General features: G+C 58.7%; 18 protein-coding genes and 1 pseudogene. 8 read left to right on the top strand and 11 right to left on the bottom strand.

Features of this window, described 5'->3' with window-relative positions:
• Window positions 1–37 precede the first annotated feature (37 nt).
• From NKI99_RS23455 to NKI99_RS23440, 4 genes are all read right to left on the bottom strand, one after another.
• Window positions 38–475, bottom strand: a complete 438-nt coding sequence (locus tag NKI99_RS23455) for a hypothetical protein (protein WP_023813918.1) — start codon at window positions 473–475, stop codon at window positions 38–40.
• 229 nt (window positions 476–704) lie between these two features.
• On the bottom strand, window positions 705–1,214 hold the full coding sequence (locus NKI99_RS23450; protein WP_352441449.1) for an RES family NAD+ phosphorylase: 510 nt from the start codon (window positions 1,212–1,214) through the stop codon (window positions 705–707).
• Window positions 1,211–1,696, bottom strand: coding sequence for a type II RES/Xre toxin-antitoxin system antitoxin (parS, locus tag NKI99_RS23445; protein ID WP_352612182.1), 486 nt, complete (start codon window positions 1,694–1,696; stop codon window positions 1,211–1,213). Before parS ends, NKI99_RS23450 begins: the two co-directional genes overlap by 4 nt.
• 853 nt (window positions 1,697–2,549) lie before the next feature.
• Complete coding sequence (locus NKI99_RS23440; RefSeq protein ID WP_352612180.1) at window positions 2,550–2,867, bottom strand: GIY-YIG nuclease family protein; 318 nt, start codon at window positions 2,865–2,867, stop codon at window positions 2,550–2,552.
• A gap of 251 nt (window positions 2,868–3,118) precedes the next feature.
• Here NKI99_RS23440 and NKI99_RS23435 point away from each other — a divergent pair, with 251 nt between their 5' ends.
• Together NKI99_RS23435 and NKI99_RS33905 are read left to right on the top strand one after the other, a co-directional pair.
• Window positions 3,119–3,802, top strand: a complete 684-nt coding sequence (locus NKI99_RS23435) for a hypothetical protein (protein WP_352612179.1) — start codon at window positions 3,119–3,121, stop codon at window positions 3,800–3,802.
• A gap of 27 nt (window positions 3,803–3,829) precedes the next feature.
• Complete coding sequence (locus NKI99_RS33905; RefSeq protein WP_156933225.1) at window positions 3,830–4,330, top strand: Shedu anti-phage system protein SduA domain-containing protein; 501 nt, start codon at window positions 3,830–3,832, stop codon at window positions 4,328–4,330.
• A 42-nt stretch (window positions 4,331–4,372) separates the two neighbouring features.
• Here NKI99_RS33905 and NKI99_RS23420 read toward each other — a convergent pair whose 3' ends face one another.
• The 3 genes from NKI99_RS23420 to NKI99_RS23410 form a co-directional block, all read right to left on the bottom strand.
• On the bottom strand, window positions 4,373–4,849 hold the full coding sequence (locus NKI99_RS23420; protein WP_352612177.1) for a hypothetical protein: 477 nt from the start codon (window positions 4,847–4,849) through the stop codon (window positions 4,373–4,375).
• Between the two features lie 241 nt (window positions 4,850–5,090).
• The gene (locus NKI99_RS23415) at window positions 5,091–6,413 is read right to left on the bottom strand and encodes an AbiJ-related protein (protein WP_352612175.1); all 1,323 of its coding nucleotides are present in this window, start codon (window positions 6,411–6,413) and stop codon (window positions 5,091–5,093) included.
• Entirely contained in the window at window positions 6,403–7,284 is an 882-nt protein-coding gene (locus tag NKI99_RS23410; protein ID WP_352612173.1) for a hypothetical protein, read from the bottom strand. Before NKI99_RS23410 ends, NKI99_RS23415 begins: the two co-directional genes overlap by 11 nt.
• Before the next feature lie 455 nt (window positions 7,285–7,739).
• Between NKI99_RS23410 and NKI99_RS23405 the strand changes: the two genes are divergently transcribed.
• The 6 genes from NKI99_RS23405 (at window position 7,740) to NKI99_RS23380 (ending at window position 13,621) form a co-directional block, all read left to right on the top strand.
• Entirely contained in the window at window positions 7,740–8,153 is a 414-nt protein-coding gene (locus NKI99_RS23405) for a KTSC domain-containing protein (protein WP_352612171.1), read from the top strand.
• Window positions 8,154–8,231: 78 nt separating this feature from the next.
• Window positions 8,232–8,621: an FCD domain-containing protein gene (locus NKI99_RS23400; protein ID WP_352612169.1), complete on the top strand. Its 390-nt coding sequence runs from the start codon at window positions 8,232–8,234 to the stop codon at window positions 8,619–8,621.
• Window positions 8,622–8,777: 156 nt separating this feature from the next.
• Complete coding sequence (locus NKI99_RS23395) at window positions 8,778–9,026, top strand: hypothetical protein (RefSeq protein WP_352612167.1); 249 nt, start codon at window positions 8,778–8,780, stop codon at window positions 9,024–9,026.
• Entirely contained in the window at window positions 9,023–9,805 is a 783-nt protein-coding gene (locus NKI99_RS23390) for a hypothetical protein (protein ID WP_352612165.1), read from the top strand. Before NKI99_RS23395 ends, NKI99_RS23390 begins: the two co-directional genes overlap by 4 nt.
• A 748-nt stretch (window positions 9,806–10,553) precedes the next feature.
• Window positions 10,554–13,088, top strand: coding sequence for a P-loop NTPase fold protein (locus NKI99_RS23385; protein WP_352612163.1), 2,535 nt, complete (start codon window positions 10,554–10,556; stop codon window positions 13,086–13,088).
• A gap of 302 nt (window positions 13,089–13,390) precedes the next feature.
• Complete coding sequence (locus tag NKI99_RS23380) at window positions 13,391–13,621, top strand: hypothetical protein (protein WP_023736267.1); 231 nt, start codon at window positions 13,391–13,393, stop codon at window positions 13,619–13,621.
• Between the two features lie 283 nt (window positions 13,622–13,904).
• Here the strand turns inward: NKI99_RS23380 and NKI99_RS23375 are convergent, their stop codons facing one another.
• The 4 genes and pseudogenes from NKI99_RS23375 to NKI99_RS23360 form a co-directional block, all read right to left on the bottom strand.
• Window positions 13,905–15,218, bottom strand: coding sequence for an HlyD family type I secretion periplasmic adaptor subunit (locus tag NKI99_RS23375; protein ID WP_352441440.1), 1,314 nt, complete (start codon window positions 15,216–15,218; stop codon window positions 13,905–13,907).
• On the bottom strand, window positions 15,193–16,968 hold the full coding sequence (locus NKI99_RS23370; RefSeq protein WP_352612203.1) for a type I secretion system permease/ATPase: 1,776 nt from the start codon (window positions 16,966–16,968) through the stop codon (window positions 15,193–15,195). The genes NKI99_RS23375 and NKI99_RS23370 overlap by 26 nt, the downstream gene beginning before the upstream one ends.
• 369 nt (window positions 16,969–17,337) lie before the next feature.
• Window positions 17,338–18,138 carry a calcium-binding protein gene (locus tag NKI99_RS23365; protein WP_023766920.1) on the bottom strand — a complete coding sequence of 267 codons (801 nt, stop codon included), beginning with the start codon at window positions 18,136–18,138 and terminating at the stop codon, window positions 17,338–17,340.
• 727 nt (window positions 18,139–18,865) lie between these two features.
• Window positions 18,866–19,358 (bottom strand): annotated as a pseudogene (locus NKI99_RS23360) (beta-barrel domain-containing protein); the annotation flags it as partial.
• Window positions 19,359–19,969 lie beyond the last annotated feature (611 nt).

Genomic DNA, 19,969 nt, shown 5'->3' with positions numbered 1-19,969 from the left:
GAAACTGCAAGCTTGCCAGGCAATATCCCGCGATTGCCTATCCGCGAGCCGGCGGCAGCTCGAACAAAGTGGCGCCATTCTCCCGGCCGCGCTCGACATAGCCGATAACGCCAAACCATCTTGCGACATCCGGCCCCTGCAGCCAGCTGCGCGAGTGGATGGCGAGGTTGCCGGCGAGCGCCTGGATGTGCCGGATATGCCGCTTGCAGAAGCGAACGGTCGCGGCACGGAAGAAGTCCTCCCGTGCGGCGAACAGCGTGTCGGCGGCGTCGCTGTTCTCATGCCAGGCGATAATCGCCACGGCCTTGTCGCCCTCGACAAGCGCGTGCGCGCGGCCTTCCTTCAAATTCATCATCAGATTGTCGTAGGCGATCTTGCTGTCCTTGCCGGCCGCCACGTATTCGTCCGACATCCGCTTGGACAGACCACGAAAGACATCCTCCAGATCCCCAAGCGTTGCTGCGCGTGCTCTCATTTCACCTCCTGCAGCCCCGGCAGGCAGTTTGCCCTAGGGTTGAGGGGTGGCCAAGCAAATTAAATCCGCATGCAGGCAGAAGAGCGCAAACTTGTTTCGGCCAATGATGCTTGCGGTGACCGGTTGGCCAGCTTTTATGGCCACCCTGCTGGCCGTCACCAAGCGGCAGATATTTTGGCTGCGACTCCCGGTGAGCCGACGCCTTGCACACAGCGCCCACGCGGCCAGATTAGCGGCCGGCCGGGGGATGCAGCCTTGTGTCGAGAGCAAAAGTTTCCTGGAGCTTCAGCGCATAGGTATCTGTCGCTACGCTTGCCACGAAGATCAAGTTCCAGCTATGTGAAGAGACCGCACTCGGTATCGCCACCACGCGATGGCCCATCAGAAGGTCATCCCCGAATGCCTGCTGACCCGCGCTTGGTATGCCGGGGCGCAGCCAGTTCGGATTGGGCACGCTTGCAGGATCGACGACATGTATAGCCGATGCATCGCTGATGACAGCGGCTGTTAACGTGTGAGGAACTGTGTCGAGGGCGCGAAAACCCTTATGTACGGCGACTTCGAGGATAGCCGTGGCGGGATCGATCGAGCAGTACACAGCTCTTACGCCCTTGCTGTTCCAGCGGCCGCCTACCCGATAGGCACCTTCGCCACTATTCCATGTCGCGGCATGGACGGCCTGGTCAAGCCGCCACGCGATGAGTTCCGTTCCTCCGAGCGCTATTGGCAGAGGCGTCATGCATAGACGCCGTATTCAAGCCGTTCGAGATAGTCTTCGACCAGTTCCACGCCGGCGGGAGTGCCCAGAAGATCGATCGGACGGCGCTGGTCAAGACCGATCGCCGGGCGCTCCAACCATTGCTCAGCTTCCGCCTGCGTGCCGAGGACATCCGTCGCCTTCGCCAGGATCTCTGCGAATTTCCAAGTCCGTCCGCTTTGCTCTTGGCTAAGAGGCTTGGATGGAGCGTCTTTGCGGCGCTGCCAGGTTCGCAGGCTCATACCAACCGCCTTTTCGAGGGACGCCGTCTTGTCAATGAAGACCAGTTGTCCGACGAGATGGTTTAGCGCTGAGGCCGGCAGGCCACTTAGAAGCAATTCATGCGCATCAAGTGCGCTGGTCAATCGACGCGACAGTATACGAGAACCGCCGAGCAGTGCCTCCACTCGTTGGAGACCGCCGTCTCTCGCTTCCGTAACGACCTTATCCGCCGTAGTCGTCATGTGCGCCTCCTGTGTCAACTGTCGCGTAAAATATGACAGTTGACGGTGGTGATTTCAAGTGGGCAGCGGGCGCGCTTGAACCCAGTCCGGGAAGATATGACCGGGTGCGCGGCGTCGGTAGCCAGATGATTAGAATTAAGGGCGGAAAGGCGGTCGTATTTGACTTAGTGGGCAGGGTCTTAACGGCGCGCAAGGCGGCTAAGCGTCTAACGGTTAAGTCAGTGATATTGTTTGGAAAATGGTGCCCAGAGGCGGAATCCAAGTGAAGAAAATCCCGTTTTCCTTTCAGAGACTTATACGAAGGCTAGTCGCATCTGCTACCAACAGAAATACCAACAAAATATTTCTGTGGATTGGTTCGGTTCCTGCTATTTCTCTCAATGCCTCGCACCTGCACCTTGTCTCTTCCGGTTCGGTCTAGATCCTTCTTGGGTTATTTATCATCATGCAGGGGGTCGAGTGAAGACCACGGCTGCCCAAGACCACTCAATGAGAACGGATGGCCGCTTGCGGCCCAAATGCGCCTGATGTCGGTCGTTCATTCGCTGTGCAAATGGTCCCAAAAGCCGCCGTCGTCTAAGCTAACCCGCTACGTCGCGCCTTACTTGCACGCCCTACTTTCAAGCGCTCTTCGTACTCCTTCCAAGCCATATAGTCTTCCTCGTTGTCAAAATCGGGCTGTGAGAAATCGGTGAGTTCATCGCAGCTTAAACAGTGAAACATCTGCGATGCGTCCTGAAAGTGCATGCCGCACAAGCAGCCACAAAACGGGCAGCACTCTTCAAGCTCGAGGTTGCTCCAGTCCCAGACGCCGAGATATTCAGGTGAGCCGTCACGATCGTGACCGACGACTTCAAAGGCATCTGCATTCCTTTTCGACGAAACCCTTGATGCCCGCGCGTTTCAGATCCTCGAGAATGTCGGCGGGTTGAAGGTAGAACCACTCTCTCGCGCTACTCCCTCCATGCCGGCCAATGTTATGCGCTGCATATTTCTCGTGGAGCCGCCTTTCCGTTTCGGCCTCATTCTCCGCTTCGATCCACCCCACTACCTTTAGCGGGCGCGAGCTGCCGGTCTGTAAGGCACCTCGACGACCTCTAAGGTTCGTCGCGCGACCGATCTTCATCCGCCAATCGGCGTTATTCTCCTCGAGGATGAAATAAAGGGGCATCGCTAATCGCCTCCCATGTCAAACAAGCTACGCGGCTCTTACGCACTCACATGTTAGACGTTAAGGTAGAATTTTCGTGCGCCCCGAAAATCGGCGGGGTATGCCCATCCTCTATCCGGCCGCCGCGCTTCACCATTCAATAGGCCGCACTGCAGGGGTCAGCGTGTAGGGTGTGCGCAGATATTGCATCCTGACTGCGAGATCCAACGATTTATGATAGTATTCCCGAAACGTCGCTGGCGGGCCGGGGAATGAGTTATGACTACGATGAGCGTAAGTGGTTTTTTGAACGCCGTACTGACAAGACGATAATTAGTAAACGTATTCCTGGAATGGCTCCCGGCCAGCATCTGCGTATCGCTACACACATCGTAGAAGGAGAGGCCGGCCTCGTATTTGGAACGATAAAGGACGAAGTCGTCCTCCGCCGAACGCCGGCCGGAAGATACGAGCTAAAGGCCACGTTCCTTGAGGACGATCGATCGATCTCATCGCTGACTATTCAGAAACATCTTAGTCGGACAGGACCGCACGATAAGCAGCATTTCACGCTGGTCGGGCCGGAGATCAACACGCTGATCGGGTTCCCCGCAGGCCTTGAGACCATACCGCTCGACGACGCGTCAAAGGTTCACGTATCGGATGATGTGGTGCGCGACCTGGTGCTTAACCAGGCGCAAGCACGTCGCATCTTCGAGAAGAATTCCGACGTTTTCCTCGAACTGGCCCAGAACGAGGAAGTGGCAAGAGATTTGGTTGCACTCGGATATCGCCGAAAGCAGCTCGCTCACTTCGATCGACTGCTTAACGACAACGCATTCTTCTCCGCAGAACGGCAACGGCTCGGGTGCCGACCGGAAGACGTGTGGCAACGCTTCTTCGAGGCCAACACATGGATATTTGGGCACGGCCTGTCGTACCAGTTTCTTTCTTAGCTTAACGAGAGGAAACTGGAACAGATTGTGCGCGGTAACACGCTTGATGGCGCTGGAAAACGCGTCGATGGATTAATGAAGACCCGCGGCATTATCGGTTCACTGTGTTTTGTGGAGATCAAGCGGCACGACACGCCGCTTCTGGCTTCTTCGCGCTATCGCCCGGATACTTGGCAGCCTTCGTCCGAGCTTACCGGTGGCGTTGCACAGATGCAGGCAACGGTTCATGGTGCCGTCGAGCAGCTGGGATCTCTTTTGACGCCCAGCTCCGCGGACGGCGACCCGACCGGTGAAGCGCTATCAACATCGAGCCGCGATCCTGTCTCGTCATCGGTTCGCTGGCCGAATTTCAATTTGATCGTGGGACGAATCTCCCGAAGTTTCGCTCATTCGAGCTTCACCGGCGCCACACCAATCGCCCAGAAATTGTCACGTTCGATGAGTTGTTGGAGCGCGCGAGGTTCATCGTGGAACATGGTCCAGAGCAGATGGATCAAGGTTGATTGTCAACAGGGATGCTGCGTGTAGTGCAGGCCTCCGCTCACCGCGCTTGACTACCCATAATCCGACCTACCCGTGGTCGCCTGCTGACGCGCAACTTTTGGCTGTTAGAAGCCGACACGCCAGCTCAGGCCCACCCCATCGCGTTGCGAATGTCTCGGATACTTCAAACCAGCTGCCGTCATTGCCTGCACCATGGTTCTCGACCATGCAGGAACATTCGCAATCGTGCCCAGTTGCGTTGAGGCAAGCAGGGGAACATTTCTCCTGCTCGCGGTACGGCTGAATAATGTAAACGCTGCGGTAGCGTACAAGCGCGCGATCGACGAAATCATTTAGCCAGGCTTTCGGCAAGTCCCAGCAACGCAGCTCCTCGATCCATTCCGGGCGATGCCGGCGTTCATTGCGCAGCCACTTGCGATTGCCTTCTCCGTAGGGCAACCGCACCCGTAATTTCTCGCCCTTACCGATGCGTCGCAAGATGACCGGGATGGCTTCTTGATTCCACACCCGCTTCAGCTGCGCGTCGTCGAACAAAAGGTCCATGTCATCTTTCCCCGAGCGGCCGTTATAGTACGCGTTCGTTGTGCCGCAAGCGAGGTCGCCCTGGCTGGCCTTGCGCCTTGCAGGAACGCGATGCGGTCGTCGAGCGCTGGCCTCGCGAGGAGGTCGCGCCGACCTATGGCCGCGTGAGGGCCGATCCAAGCTGCGGCATCGCTGCCGCTGACGCGCTCGCGGACCATGTGAAACCGCGCGAAGTCATCCTTTTGCCCGAGACCCGACACCCTCATTGCCGAATGCGGTGCAGCCGAAAAAGCTTCTCGAAGAAATCCGTGATCCTCGCCTCGGCACCGCTACCGACCAGTTCATTCGCGCCGAACCGGTAGACCTCATATCCTGCAAGGCGCAGTTCACGGTCAGCCGACACCATGTCGGCATAGACATTCAATGATGGGAGGTCGTTTTCCGAGAAATGGTGCTTGCCATCGACCTCGATCACGATGCGTTGACGGTTGCGAAGTAACATAAGGAAGTCCATGCGCTGACGCGGCAGAGGCAGTCGATGACGCAGGGTCTTCACCACTGCAGGGTCATAGTGAAGATAGACTTGCGGCAGGAGTGCGGGCAACTCCTCGCCGAGGGCGGAGCGATAGGACTTGAAGTAGGTCGCGAAAAGCTTGCGTTCCGCGTCCGAGGCCAGCGATTCCTGAAGGCGCGCCCCGAGTTTTGCGGCATCTGCTCCCGGCGCAACCTCGCCCCACCAGGCGACGAGCTCCGACCACAGAAGTCCGCTCGCGCCGATCGGCCGGTCGTAAACAAGGCAGCTCTCTTCGCCGGACAGTATGACGATGTCGTTGTTGATCGCATCGGCGAAGCCGATCTCCGGCTTTGGTCCCCGCGAGGCAAAGATCAGGTTCTTCGGCCTGCCACCGACCCCGCGCACAACAGAGCGAAAACTGAAGAGCGGATGACCGGAGATTTCGCCATCCTGGGCCAGCTCATATCCATCCCGCGAAAGGACCTTGTTCAGGGCATGGACCGTCTTCGCCTGCTCATCGCCAGATCGGGAAAGGGGGTGAACAGCCTGTTCGAGCAAAGCGCCGAACCTGGCCCTTGAACAATCGAAGGCCCCGATCTTTCCAAAAAGGTCTTCCACCGACCAGTCGCCGGGATGTTGATCCATGTGCCGGATGATCTGGTCGCGCAAGCTCGGGCCCTTGCTTCCGAAGAAGGCTTCAAATGGAGAGGAAAGCGGGAAGTAGACCTCGATCACTTCAACGGTGCTGCGCTCGCCAGCGAGATCGTCGCCGAGGATCCGCGCAACGTCTCGCCGTGTGATCTGCGTCAACGGCGGCTCGGCCGCCTCGAGCACCTTGCGGCCCGCTTCATCGAGCGGGATGTCATCGCGGGCCGCAGCGAATTTGAGCGCCAGCTGAGCCAACTCTTCCTGCGTGAGCTTCTCGAGCGCAGCTTCGACACGCTGCCGCTTCGAGTAGCCCTCCGGAGCTGGCACGACCAGCCCGGCGATCCGTTCCGGCTCTTCGCTCGATTGCGTGTGGCCCATCCCGTGCAGAAGCCCGAAGACAAGCCCGTAGAGGTCATCCGCCACGCCCCGTCCCCTTCAGGATAACGCGCACGAATGCAAACATCCGCGTAAACAGGTAATCGACATGATCCGGAGAGATCAGCACCTCCTGCGTCGTCTCGGAATGACGAATGCGGAAGCTGTTCCCGATCGTCGTCAGCTCGGCAGCCTCCCGGCCAAGAGCGTTCCGGAACCCAGAGTCCTGAGTGGCGACGCGGTCCAGCAGCGCATCGGCCTGGGCGCGCTTATTGGCGCCGGGTTCCAGCGTCTTCAGCCGTTCAAAAGCATCCCACAGCTTCTCCAGCGCGTCCTGCCGGTTCTCGGGCTTTGGCGAGAGAAACCGTTGCCGAGCGGCTTCGAGCAGCCGGTCGGTTTCCGCATCGCCCGTCTGAAACATCGCCCAACCGAGCGCATTGGCGATCGGCTGGGGGAGGAGGCGGCGAGCCTGCCCGATCGGTGTTAGCTCATAAGCGACCGCGTTGCGACGAAACAGGAGATTCACGTCCGCCACAAATCGCGTGAGGCCAGCATCGCGGTTCCAGCTCAAGTGATGGTGGCCGAAGTAGGAGTGATAACTGCCCTTGATCGGTTCGCCCACGGCGCTGGCGCAAAACTCGAGCAGATCGAGGATCACCGGCGTATCGGGCACTTCGTTTGCGGAGAGCGGCCACAGAATCCACGGCACCTCGGCGCCCAGCACCCGGCTGAAGGCCTGAGCATCACATCCGTACGGACCGTTGCCGTCGGGACACTTTTCCGGAAAGCGCAGGCCAAACGAGCCGTCGCCGATCCTCGTCTGGATCAAGCTGTAAAGGCCAGCCCACAGACGCGCATCAATAACGTAAATGGTTGCGGGACGTGCTCCGTATTCCCGATCGGTAAAATAGGTCGACACCCTTTCCCCCATCATCGCTTCTCAGCACGGTTCTCCTCCTGGCAATGTCTGCGCATCGCTTGATCGGCGTCTCGAAGGCTCCGCGTGGTCCAGCAGCAGGCCGCTCCCCACCTCAGGAGGAAATTGCGAGGCGGTATTGTTAATTAACAGCAGTTGGAGTCAGCAGATCATTACGCTCTGCTCTCGATCTACAAAGGATGCGCATGTTTCACAAGCGGACAGGAAGCGCGGCGCGTGATGAAAGGCTTCAGCTTTGAATTCCAACCGGCCACCCGTAGAGAAACAACGGCGTTGAGCATTAACGGGCCTGCCCGAACGGCTGATTTTCCCCAAAGGCTGTCGTCGATAGATCGATGGGGTCGCCTGCCGAAGGGCATCTATCGGCTGGGCACGTCCTATAACCGGACAGTCCACTTGCGGCCCCAATCATACCGCCCCCACGGCCAGGGCATGGCATGCTGGACGGAAAGTCACTCTCGTTTGCTCCAGCCGATTGCGATGTTGCCACTGTTTGGCTCTCGGTTCGGTGCTCGTGCAAATTTGCAGCGGTTATTTTCGCTCTGTTTCCTGACGGACGTTGTCGACCACCACGACTGATTGGTCAGTTCTCGTGCGCAACCAACCCCTCCGCCGCTCGTTGGTTCGTTGCTTTGCGAGAATCTCCCCTTGGCCGTTCAATACCGTCGACCTCGATACGCAAGTTCGACTATGACCGTAACAACAGGGTACTCTCGGTTTGGTTTGTCGCCAGCGGGAAGCACTACGAGTTCTCGGACGTACCGCCTGAGATCTTTACCGCGTTCAAATCTGCCTTCGCCAAAGCCGTTATTTCAACGAGCACATCCGCAATCACTTCCGGCACCGCTTAGTCGGACCTGCGAGTTTCAAGGATTAGGGGCTTCTCGCCGCTGCGCGAGGCGCTAAATCGCCTGCAGGCCGAGCGGCTGGTGACGACGGAATCGCTGCGCGGTTTTCGCGTGGTGCCACTCTCTCTCGACGAGTTGCGCGATGCTATGTCGGTGCGCATGATGGTCGAGACGCAGGCGCTGCGCGCTGCGATCCGCAATGACGACGATGCCTGGGCGACGGGGATCGTCTCGTCGCTCTACGCCCTCAACGTCCAGGCTGGACGCACCGGACCTGAGGCTGACATCTGGACTCTCGAGGCGAGGCATTACGCGTTCCACCGCGCCCTGTTGGCGGCGTGCAAATTACCGTGGACGTTGGAATTCGCTTCGACCGCCTCCACGCGGCGACGGAGCGCTACCGCATCCCGATCCTTTTGGCCGCCTCGCACCCGGCCGGCCGCGACGTGCAAGCCGAACACAGCGCCCTAAGAAGAACTGGCTTAATCTTCTCGACGTGATTTCAAACCCCAGCGCATCCAGCACAAACTGTATCGATCGGAGCAAAGGCCGCGCCGCCTTTATCCAGTGATGGCTTACCGTGATTGCCGCCTCTGGCGCATCTGCAAACGGATGAAGGGGCGTGTGGTGAGCAATACGGTGTCCTCTCGATCGACTGACAATGCAGACCTCGATAGGCTCGAAGGCGAGGCCCGTTTGGCCGAAGCTAGAGCCAAGTTGCTCACGGCGGAACATGTAACGCAGGATGGCAACAAAAAGACATGGTGGAAGAATGGGCAACTCAACCTGTCAATCATTGGTGGTATCGTGACGATCATGGGCAATCTCGGGGTTGCCGCCTACAACGGTTATAAACGCGCTCTGAAGATAGATTGAAGGCCGTTAACGATCTCGACTTGCAGCGTGAAACGGCAAAGTCAGACCTGCTGTTAAGTGCCATGCGGACCAACGATTCGAAGGCGGCGCAACAGAACAACCTGTTTTTTATTGATTCTGGACTTATTGCAGACCCGGGCGACAAATTGAAAAAAGCAGTCACGAAGTACTTTCCGGTTTTGCCTGCCCCCAGCGGTGCTGTGCCATCCTTCCTCGACCCTTCTGACTACGCGCAAGCCTTCTGGCAGGTTTCCCTAGACGCCAGCCAGATGTCCATGATCGACAACGAAGCCAACAAGATCACGGCCGGGCGCCAGACATTCAAAACCGTAGCCAAAGCAACCCATGCCCCTTGGTACGTCGTGGGCGTTGTATGGATGTTGGAGACCGGAGGCGATTTCAGCACTCACCTTCACAACGGCGATCCGCTCACGGCCCAAACAGTTCATGTCCCCGCCGGACGACCGCTCCAGGGGCAGCCTCCGTTTACGTGGGAGGCAAGCGCGATCGACGCGATCAAGCTTTACAAATTGGACAACGCTGACACGCTCGACCTAGGCGACATGCTAGATCGGCTCGAGGGATACAATGGCTATGGCTACCGTCGCCATCAGGTGTCGTCGCCGTTCCTTTGGGCTTTCACGAGTGGCTACGCTGGTGGATCGTACGTGGCAGACGGCGTCTTTGCGTCAGATGTGAAATGGGCAAGACCGGGAGCCGTTGCCTTGCTGCGCCGTCTCCAGGATCGCAGAGCGATTAACTTGAAGGGGACAAACTAGACTGGCTAGCTGCTTCGCGCCGCTTATCCACACCGACATCAGCTTCGCGAGACAGTGTATTGGGCCTGTTGTCCTATTTGCATAGGGGCTGATTGAAATTGGCGGGTGGGATTACCGGCGTATGCGTGTTGTAGAGCCGGACTGACGAGATGGAAGAAGAAGCAAGGATGACGACCGGCCAGATTTGCATCGATGGAAACCACTCCCGTGGTGCTCATCAATCACCTTGCATGTTGCGCTGACATTGGGCCGCGCGGCCGACCTGTTTCAGGACAACGCCTGACGAGCAGGTATCGGTCTAGCCATCTTTCAGAATTTCGCCCCGATGGGACCTCTATGGTACCGAGGATCATCAGAAACGCAGATGCGGCACCCGATCGAAGTAGCAAGCCGAATATTACCCGAAAAAGCCTAAGCGAACGCGGATACCATGCTTTAAGAAAATTTGACTTGTGCATCGACCCGTAGCTGTCAAATCGAGCAATTGCTGTTATCAGAGTGTAGGCTAGGAAGATCGCGATCGGGGGAGGCGATGCCAACTGTAATTGTACCCGGCGCCAGCACTGAGGTTCGAACTCGGGTAGAGTCCCTCTTGGCCTCCCTCTTTGAGCAGGCATTAGGAATTGAGAGTCTAATCCTCAGCCCGATATGCGCCCACGTCCTGCTCGAATGCGCGAGGTATTTGCCGGAGAAGGTCAGAGAACGCGAAATACTTTCCACGTCGACTGTATTTTTGACAACCCTCCTTATGGCCCGCAGGCTTGCCACTACTGTTTCTGACGATGCCGAACGGTTGAGCGACGAGTTCGATCAATTACGCCGTTGGGGCGAGCTCGTTCGGGGGGGCTTCTCCAGTCGCCTCGACGCCGCGGCCGAGAGTTTCTTTCAAAAAATCCCTGTACCGGACATTGAGTTGTTCAGGGGGATCGCGCCGGCAACTAGCCTCGTGGGCGTCCGCCTTGGTCCCGGGTTGACACATGTCTTCCAGGCCTGCGGCAGCAAGCGAGAAGTAAGGCTAACGGATATCGTCCTGCGAAGTCTCGATGACCCGGAAGCTCGCCTGCCGACGCGTATCGAAGAATGGCAGTTGGGTGCCCTGGTGAGGGGGATGAAGGGAGTCGCGAAGACTAAGGCGGGGCGCATCCCAAGGATGGTCAGGGAGGCAGATGACAAAGAGTTGTCGCTTTTCGTTCAAGATTACGCAGAAGCTCTGGCAACAATCCTGCGCAGCGCTGAGGACGAATTCACTTTTGCCCTCTTTGGGCCATGGGGCAGCGGAAAGACCACGCTCACGCGGCTGCTGAAGCCTTTGCTAGAATCCCCGGAAGACTTCGTCACACAGACTGGAGCACCCCAACAACCGTTTGCTAAGCTGCGCTACGAGGTCGTAGGCCACAATGCCTGGAAGTACCGTCAGGCGCCTGAAGCATGGGTGTACCTCTACAAGAGCCTCGTCGAGCGTGCGGGGGCCAGCCTGCGCAGTTTCGATAGGATGGCTCTGGCGGCCAGAGCGTCCCATTTTCGCTATGGGCCATGGCCGCTCGTCGGCGCGCTGATGTCGCTCGCCCTATTGGCGATCCCTCTCAGCGCAACTTTGCAACTCGCAGCTGTACTGGGAGCCCTGATCGGGACAGGCGCGCTCGCTCACATGGCCGTAATCGCTCCCAAGGTGCAAACCAAGGTCAGAGCCATTTTCGCGAAGAACGCCAGGCTGAGCACTGGGCCGGAGCGGCTCGGTATGCTGGCATTGGTCGGGGAGGACGTGAAAGCGTTGCTGTCGGCTTGGACGAAGAAACCGCCCGACGTTCCGTCGGAGGGTGACGGAAGGAGCGAGTTTCCATCGACCAACGGGCAGAGGCGGTCCGTGCGGACCACGCTGGTGTTCCCCCTACTGATATTGGCAGCCGTGGCAGTTGGCTGGGCCTACGGTCTGTGCACATCGCCCCAGCCCCGAGAGGGTGGCTTTCTCATCCGGAGCCTTGAGGCGATCGCCCAAATCCTCGACGGCGGCGTTGGCGAAGGATTGCATAATGAAACCGTGGGGCCCAAAAGCGCGCACAACCAGAAATCCGAAGAGCGTGCGGCAACCAATCCGGAAAACTGGATACTCTTGGCCTGGATTGGACTTGTCTTGGTCACCATCCTGGGCCCCTGGTGGATTTCCGCGCCCGGACCAGACCGTGTGCTGTTGATCGTCGACGACCTAGACCGATGCAGCCCAGACGACATGCTGACTGTAATTGAGAACATGAAATTGTTGGTCGACGACCCGGTTCTCAGGAACAGATTGCAGGTGCTGATGCTGGTCGACGAACGGGTTCTGGCGTTTGCTATTGCCAAGCACTACACGGACATGATCGACGAACGCGCCGCCGACATTGTCGGAGCTAGTGCCGCTAACGCCAGGCTGATTGCGAAGCAAGAGATCGTTGCCGAGCAGAACGAAAAGCTGTTTGCCTGCCACCTCCGCTTCCCGGCGCTGAGTGATCGCGACGTAGCGGCCTTAGCCGTGAAGCTTTCCTCGCGCGAGCTTGAGGAAAGCGAAGAGCAGGAAAAGCAGGACGCGGAAGGGCGGCGAATTGACGAGCTGCAAAGGGCGGAAAGGGTTCTGCAAAATGCGGTAGCCGCCAAAGCCAGTGCGAAGTCGACCATCGAACTTGTGCGTGAAGGGCAGAAACGACCATTTGTCGATATCGATGCACCATCCTCAAAGCCGGTGCCAAAGCACTTGCGGGATATGGGATTGGCGGATGCCTTCTTTCCCCCATCGGAGCAAGAAAAGACCGTCAGGATGCGACAGAACGCAGCGGCCGAGGAGTTTAACCGCAAGCTCGAAGCCCTGTCGGCTGAAGAGCGACTTGCCCAGAACCCCGACGTGATCAAGCGCTACGATCAGACCGTCGCGATGGAGGAGCAGGCCCGAGCGGACCTGGAACGGGTTCGGAAACGATCGGCTCAGGCCGAAACCATTCAGGCAGACGCGCCGACGTTTCCCTTCAACGAGGGCGATGTCCGCTTCACAAAGGATGAGGTCGGCGAGCTGGGGCAACTTGTGCCAGGCTACTTCCGAGCGATCAACAGGCGCCCGTCACCACGTGCTATCCGCAACCTGCTCTTCAAGATCCAGCTCTTCCGTTTGTTGCTGCAGGTCCGCACGCCGAATCTGCCATTGGAAAGTCTCTCGATTGTTAGCATTTTGGACGCGTTCAAGCAGGCGGCGCAGATCGAGCCGACGGCAACGCAAGACGAAGAGACCGTCTCGATCGCGAGCCAGGTAATCTAATGCGACAATACCGCAGATCCCGTGCTCGCGGCCGTGCCTCCCGCCACTAACGACCCATCAGCCGAACCGGACGGCTTGCGCTTCCGTGCCCGTGCTGCGGCGGACGCATGATCATCATCGCGATGTTCGAACGGGGAGGCAGTTGCTCAGACCGCCACACCATTTTGTGATGCGATCTTTCAAAGAACGGCAAGTTGAAGCGCCATAGCCGACGCCTCCCGCGAGATTCTGACCTTCCTATGCATTGCACCCACAGGTGAAGAGACCGTCGAGATGGATCTTTCGTTCAGAAGGAAACTGCCATGCGAACCACCGAACGTGATCGACCGCCTTCCGGCTGGTTTGTGGTCGACGTGATGCGCCGCGAAGCCCGGAAGTGGGACTGGACGGCGCTTATGACCGATACGCATCCTGATGACGATCTAGAAGCTCGGATCTTTGCGAAGCAGTGCTGGGTCCGCATTCCCGGCAAGCACCGAAACCGAGATGAGGCTTGGGATATGTTCGAGGCGATGTCAGCCACGCGGCACTGACTGACTTTCATTCCGCAGAAGAGAAACGAACAGCCCGCTGCCGCTGGTGGCGGTGTTTCATGTCGCCTTTCATGTCGCGCACCATTAAAAACCGTTGAAAACCAAGGATACTCAGTTGCAACATGAAACGCGGACATTTCTGCATTTGAGGGTGCGTTAAGATGCTAAATTCACTACAGAAAGAGTTGTGACCAGAGGCAAATGAGGAAATATGTCTGTGCCTTCAGGTGTTACCACTCTCAAAGAAACCAAGAAATACAACAATATATTTCTGTGGCTTATTTCATTCCTCCCGGAATGTCCGACTGATTTGGTCCGACAGCGGCTTCACAAAATAGGAAAGCGCCGTACGCTCGCCCGTCTGGACCATCGCTTCGGCCGGCATGCCGGGCACGAGCGTCAGGTCCTTGAGCTTCGTCAGTTCCGCATGCGGAACCGATAGACGCACCAGGTAATACGAAATGCCGTTTTTTTCGTCCGTCGCCAGATCTGCTGCGATCCGGCTGACATATCCGTTCAATTCCGGCGTGGTTCTCAGATTGAAGGCTGACATCCGCAGCACGGCCTTGTGACCAAGCTGGATTTGGTCGATGTCCTTCGGGGTGATCCGTACTTCCAGCGCAAGATCGTCGCCTTTCGGCACGATTAGCATGATCGGATCGGCGGGCGTAATCACTCCGCCGACCGTATGAACTGCGAGTTGTTGAATGGTGCCTGACTGCGGCGCGACGATATCGATCCGTCGCAGTTCCTGTTCAGCCGCCACCTTGCGCTCACCATACTCCCCGATCTGCGCCTGAACCTCTCTGAGCTCCTGGCCGACTTCGGTCTTGAAATCCTGATCGATCTGCGGGATCTGCAGGCGCGTTTCGGCTATGCGGGCTGCTGTCTGTGCCTGATGTGCGATCTTCTCACCGCGTTCACCACCGAAAGTGGCAACCTGGATCTTCAGGCTGTTCAACCGTTGGTCCGAGACAATGCCTTGGTCGCGCAGCCCACTCAGAACAGCAATTTCCTTTAGGAGAACCTCGATCCTTTTTTCACAGGCAATTTCCTGCGCCTCGAATCCTTCGATCTCGTGGTGATATTGAGTAATGTGTTCCGCCAGTTGCGCCTGCTTTCCGTCGCGGGATTGTCTGCGGAATTCGAACAGCAGCGTCTCGCTATGTATTGCCGAAGCTACGTCCGGAACATCTCTTCGGGCGAGCAGCCAGTCCGGGAAGGCGATCTCCGCGAGATCGTCACGTTCAGCATCGAGTCTTGCCTGGTAGGCGGCGAGCTCATCGAGCCGCTTGGTGACTATGGCGAGATTGGCGCGCGTCTGGGTGGCATCGAGCCGCATGAGGATGTCGCCGGCTTTCACTTTATCGCCTTCGCGCACCAGGATTTCTCCCACCACCCCGCCGGTCGGGTGCTGCACCTTCTTGACATAGGAATCGACGACAAAGTGTCCGGACGCGACAACCGCACCGGAGAGATTCGTGAAGGCCGCCCAGGCTCCGGCTCCTCCCACAAAGATTACGCTCGCCAGAAGGCCCGCCACCAGGTGGCGGCGAATGGAGCTGGAAACGTCATTGTTCTGATGAATGCCGGACACCGGGATCCTCCATGCCAGCGCGCTCTCCCAGGTGATCCTGTGTAGACTCGATAGCGTTGACGCCAGCGCCTCGTGCCATCGCTGTCCCCTTCAGGACTTTGGAAAGCGCTTCATCACGCGCACCGAATGCTCGCTGCCGTCCACCTTCCATCACCAACACCAAATCCACGGCGCGGATGGCGCTGGGCCGATGGGCGACGACAACCGCAATGCCCTTGCGCTCGCGCACGGAGGCGATCGCCTTAATGACCGCAGCCTCGCCTTCCGAATCGAGATTGGCATTGGGTTCATCCAGCACAACAAGGAAAGGGTCTCGATAAAGAGCACGGGCAAGACCGATACGCTGGCGCTGCCCGGCGGAAAGTGCCGATCCGGCCTCACCGATCGGAGTTTCGTAGCCGTGCTCAAATCGGAGGATCAGTTCGTGCGTGCCCGCTGCTTTCGCCGCGGCGACAATAGCCTCAGGGTCAGGATTATCTTCAAAACGAGCAATGTTTTCGGCAATGGTGCCGTCGAACAGTTCAACACCTTGCGGCAGATAGCCGATATGACGGCCTAGTGCTTCCCGGTCCCATTGATCGAGGCTTGCGCTGTCGATGCGAACTTTTCCGGCGACCGGCGCCCATGCGCCGACGATGGCGCGCGAGAGTGTCGACTTGCCCGAGCCCGATGCACCGATGATCCCGAGTGCGCTTCCCGCCTGAATGGCAAACGCAAGGCCGGTCACGGTCGGCTTCCTTGCGCCGGGCGGAACGATTGTCACGCCTTCGAGGCGCAGTTCGCGTTCAGGTGCAGGCATTGGCATAACGGCAGCGGATTCAGGAACCTTTTCCAGGAGTTCCTCCAGCCGCGCCCAACCCTGGCGCGCCATGAGGAAAGGTTTCCAGCTTGAAATGGCCAGATCGACCGGAGCCAGCGCGCGCCCCATCATGATCGAACTGGCAATCATAACCCCGGCCGTAGCCTCCTGTCTGATGACAAGGTACGCGCCGACGGCAAGAATGGCCGATTGCAGCAGCACGCGCAGCGATTTTGAAATGGCACCCAGCCCACCTGCCACGTCCCCAGCTTTCCGGTTGGCGGCCAGAAACTTGGCATTGGCCTTTTGCCATCGGGCAGCGATCCGCTTTCCAAGACCGAGAGCTTGCACGACCTCGGCATTGCAACGCGCTGCTTGCAGCAGACCATTGCGTGCCATGTTGTGGGAAACGGTATCGCTTATCGGCCGTTGCGAGAGAGTGTTGGCAAGGAGTGTCAGAGATGTGAGGCCGACCGCCCCGATAAGTGCCGTCATGCCGATCCAGAAATGAAGGAGGAAGCAAATGCCAAGATAGAGCAGCATCCATGGCAGATCGAAGAACGCTGTCGGACCGTTTCCACCTAAGAAGCCGCGAACATTGTCGAGATCGCGAAGCGGCTGTAAGCCGTCGCCCGGCATGCGCGTTGAAAGCGGAAGGCGAACGATCGCATTGTGAACGCGTCCGGAAAACTCTCCATCGAAACGCTCGCCAATCCGCAGCAGCACGCGGGCGCGCAAAATGTCGAGCAAGCATTGGAACGCATAAAGCCCCGCAGCAAGCACCACGAGCCCCACCAGCGTCGATACGCTGCCACTTGCCAGAACGCGGTCATAGACTTGAAGCATGAACAGCGGCGAGATCAGCGCAAGCACGTTGACCACGCCGCTGATCAACAGAATTCCCCAAATAGCGGAAGTCAGAGGGAAAGGTCTCAAAGCTGAATCCTTCAAGGAATGGTTACTCACGTAGGTCTCCGTGAGGATCTGGCGACCCAGCTCCCTATATTGCTCCCCGAGCGGCAACCGACTCGCTGATTCAGGATCAGTGCTCCCGCCGAATATGTTTGGTTTGGCATCTAATGGAGCGGGTCAACAACAACACCGTCCGGCTGAAGGTTTGGAAGGGATTCATCGTGGCCGGCCGCAAGGGCCCGAACAGACGCCTTCAGGGAGGTTTCGGTGTACGACCAGCGCGACGTGCAGGGCTTCGTCAAGCTGTACACGCTGCGACTGCTCCCGGCGCCCCGGCCCATCGCAAGTAGCGGAGACGGAAAGCGCCCGCCCAGGGGGCGGGGCGCTGTTCCGTATCGTTTTTCTGGATCAAACGAAGGTGAAGTCCGACGCGGTCAGGCCTAGGTCGGCCACGGTGACCACACCGCCCAGGTGGGCGAACTCGTGCGCGCTGCCGTCGGCGGTGACATAGGCCAGAGTTGCGACTCTGTCGGTGTAGCTGCTTTGGTAGACAATGATGTCGCCGGCGTGCTCGCCGGAGATCGCACTCGCTGCCTCATTAGCAGAGTTGAAAGATTCGCCAGTGATTACCACGACATGTTCGCCGTTCGCACCCGAGGCCGCGCCACTGTAGAAGCTGCTCACCGGGTAGCCGGACTGTATGCTGGCGTTGTTGACGAAGTTCGCGCCAAAACCGTCGTTGTAGAGGCCCACCGCATCGAAGGCGAACTTGTCCTCCGCCGGGTTGAAATCGGTGATAGTGGTAATGTCCGGCTTCGACCCGACACTCGGATCGACCCCAGGCACCGGATTGTGGAACTGGAACACGAACGTGTCATTGTCGGTGCCCCCGGTCAACGTATCCTGGCCGTCACCCACGTAGAGGACATCCTGGCCGGGACCGCCGCTGAGCCTGTCATTGTCCTCACCGGAGACGCGCGCGTTGAAGCGGCCGTTGTCGCCGGAGAGATCGTCCCAGCCATCTCCGCCGAAGATGCGGTCGTTACCCTCGCCGCCAAGGGCTCGGTCACTGCCCGGGCCAGCCGAGATCTCGTCGTTGCCGCCACGACCGTCAATCCAGTCACCGCCCTGGAAACCCTCCATCCAATCTTCACCCTTGGTGCCGAGGAGTGTTTCGGCATCCGGGCTACCCTCGATAATGTTTGCCATCGAAAAATACTCCTAATGATGCACCCTGCCTGACGCGTTCATATTGCTCATCGGGTAATTAGAGAAATCGATTGCTTGGATAGACACACATTTACGAAATGGATGCATTCACGTTCACTTCGCCCTTCCGCTGAGCAGGGCTCGCAGGCGGCGGGGACGCGCCCAGACGATCGACCCGAACATTCACACTCAAGCGGACGAGGAGAACTTGGTAACCGGCCGCCCTGGTTGGGCCCAAACCTCTCTCTGTTTGCTCGACGCCGGCATACCCGCACCGTAAGCGCTGGACGTGGACAAGTGGCGGCGGGTACGGCGCGGCTCAGCGATGAATGGGGGCCGGAGACGGTTCCTTCCCCGACACGCATGCTGCTACCGCGCAACAAGGGGAGGGCAATTTGCCGCCAATGGTCTCGTGATAGCGCCTTTCGCCGACAGGCTGTCGAAGTTGACCGAAGCCGAGCTGAAACGACAACTGACGGGTCCTCACAGCTGCGTTACGCATTCGCTCACCGTCAAGCCGGCCTCGGAAGAACAGGCATAGGGCTGTGTTGCCGAGTATCTCGCCAGCACTGCCCATTGCGAGCAATGGAACATTAGGGAGCGCGTTCGCGCGAGCCGAGAGTTCAAGGATCTCGGAACGACAGCTTCCGCACGTCGGCCGCACGGGCTCTACGCGACGCGGCCTACGCCAAGCTAACAGAATTACTTTCATTACTCGTGGAATGCCCCGACTGATTTGGTCCGACAGCGGCTTCACAAAATAGGAAAGCGCCGTACGCTCGCCCGTCTGGACCATCGCTTCGGCCGGCATGCCGGGCACGAGCGTCAGGTCCTTGAGCTTCGTCAGTTCCGCATGCGGAACCGATAGACGCACCAGGTAATACGAAATGCCGTTTTTTTCGTCCGTCGCAAGATCTGCTGCGATCCGGCTGACATATCCGTTCCGGCGTGGTTCTCAGATTGAAGGCTGACATCCGCAGCACGGCCTTGTGACCAAGCTGGATTTGGTCGATGTCCTTCGGGGTGATCCGTACTTCCAGCGCAAGATCGTCGCCTTTCGGCACGATTAGCATGATCGGATCGGCGGGCGTAATCACTCCGCCGACCGTATGAACTGCGAGTTGTTGAATGGTGCCTGACTGCGGCGCGACGATATCGATCCGTCGCAGTTCCTGTTCAGCCGCCACCTTGCGCTCACCATACTCCCCGACCTGCGCCTCGCTGGACGAGGACAAGTTCCGCTGGGCGCGGGTGGAGAACGGCGTGATCCGGCTTGCCGCGCCCAACTGATGGCGCTCGTCGAAGGCATGGACTGGCGCGCTTAAGCCGAACGGAGACGGCGTCCGACGTCGGCCGGATAGGCCGTGGCGAAGTGACTCAGGCGCAAAAGGCGGGCCTCTGGCCGTGCAAAATAAGCTTTTGTCGGCGTCATGAAGAGAAGCGCTTTGGCCCGTCTCCACGAAATCGTTCCGCTCAAGGCGATATTCGTCCCCATGGCGGCGGAGAAGGCCGAACTGCAACAACTCCGGAGCGAACACTCAAGGCCGAGATCGTCCGGATGGCGACACTCAACGAGCGTGCCCAGGAGAGGCTCGCCGACCTTCAGGGATCGTCAAGCAGCTGGAGCGCGGCGCTTCGGTCGCAGCTCCGAGAAGCTCGAACGTGCCCAGCAGGCCTTCGCCTTCGAATCCAGACCGGGCTCGGCGCGATTGAGTCCGAACTCGAGGCCGCAAGGCCGCAAGACCGACAGGCGAGCCGCGACGTGCTGCGCGACCGCGCAAGGCGTTCCCGGTGCATCTGGAGCGGGTCGAGATCGTCATCCGGCTCGACC

The sequence above is a fragment of the Mesorhizobium sp. M0239 genome (assembly GCF_040321815.1).
In the GTDB taxonomy this organism is placed as follows: domain Bacteria; phylum Pseudomonadota; class Alphaproteobacteria; order Rhizobiales; family Rhizobiaceae; genus Mesorhizobium.
This window is presented reverse-complemented; position numbering and strand designations above follow the sequence as displayed.

Coding starts and splice junctions, on each gene's coding strand:
- NKI99_RS23455 (WP_023813918.1), bottom strand. CDS start 475: ATGAGAGCACGCGCAGCAACGCTTGGGGATCTGGAGGATGTCTTTCGT.
- NKI99_RS23450 (WP_352441449.1), bottom strand. CDS start 1,214: ATGACGCCTCTGCCAATAGCGCTCGGAGGAACGGAACTCATCGCGTGG.
- parS (WP_352612182.1), bottom strand. CDS start 1,696: ATGACGACTACGGCGGATAAGGTCGTTACGGAAGCGAGAGACGGCGGT.
- NKI99_RS23440 (WP_352612180.1), bottom strand. CDS start 2,867: ATGCCCCTTTATTTCATCCTCGAGGAGAATAACGCCGATTGGCGGATG.
- NKI99_RS23435 (WP_352612179.1), top strand. CDS start 3,119: ATGAGTTATGACTACGATGAGCGTAAGTGGTTTTTTGAACGCCGTACT.
- NKI99_RS23420 (WP_352612177.1), bottom strand. CDS start 4,849: ATGGACCTTTTGTTCGACGACGCGCAGCTGAAGCGGGTGTGGAATCAA.
- NKI99_RS23405 (WP_352612171.1), top strand. CDS start 7,740: ATGCTGGACGGAAAGTCACTCTCGTTTGCTCCAGCCGATTGCGATGTT.
- NKI99_RS23385 (WP_352612163.1), top strand. CDS start 10,554: ATGGCCCGCAGGCTTGCCACTACTGTTTCTGACGATGCCGAACGGTTG.
- NKI99_RS23380 (WP_023736267.1), top strand. CDS start 13,391: ATGCGAACCACCGAACGTGATCGACCGCCTTCCGGCTGGTTTGTGGTC.
- NKI99_RS23365 (WP_023766920.1), bottom strand. CDS start 18,138: ATGGCAAACATTATCGAGGGTAGCCCGGATGCCGAAACACTCCTCGGC.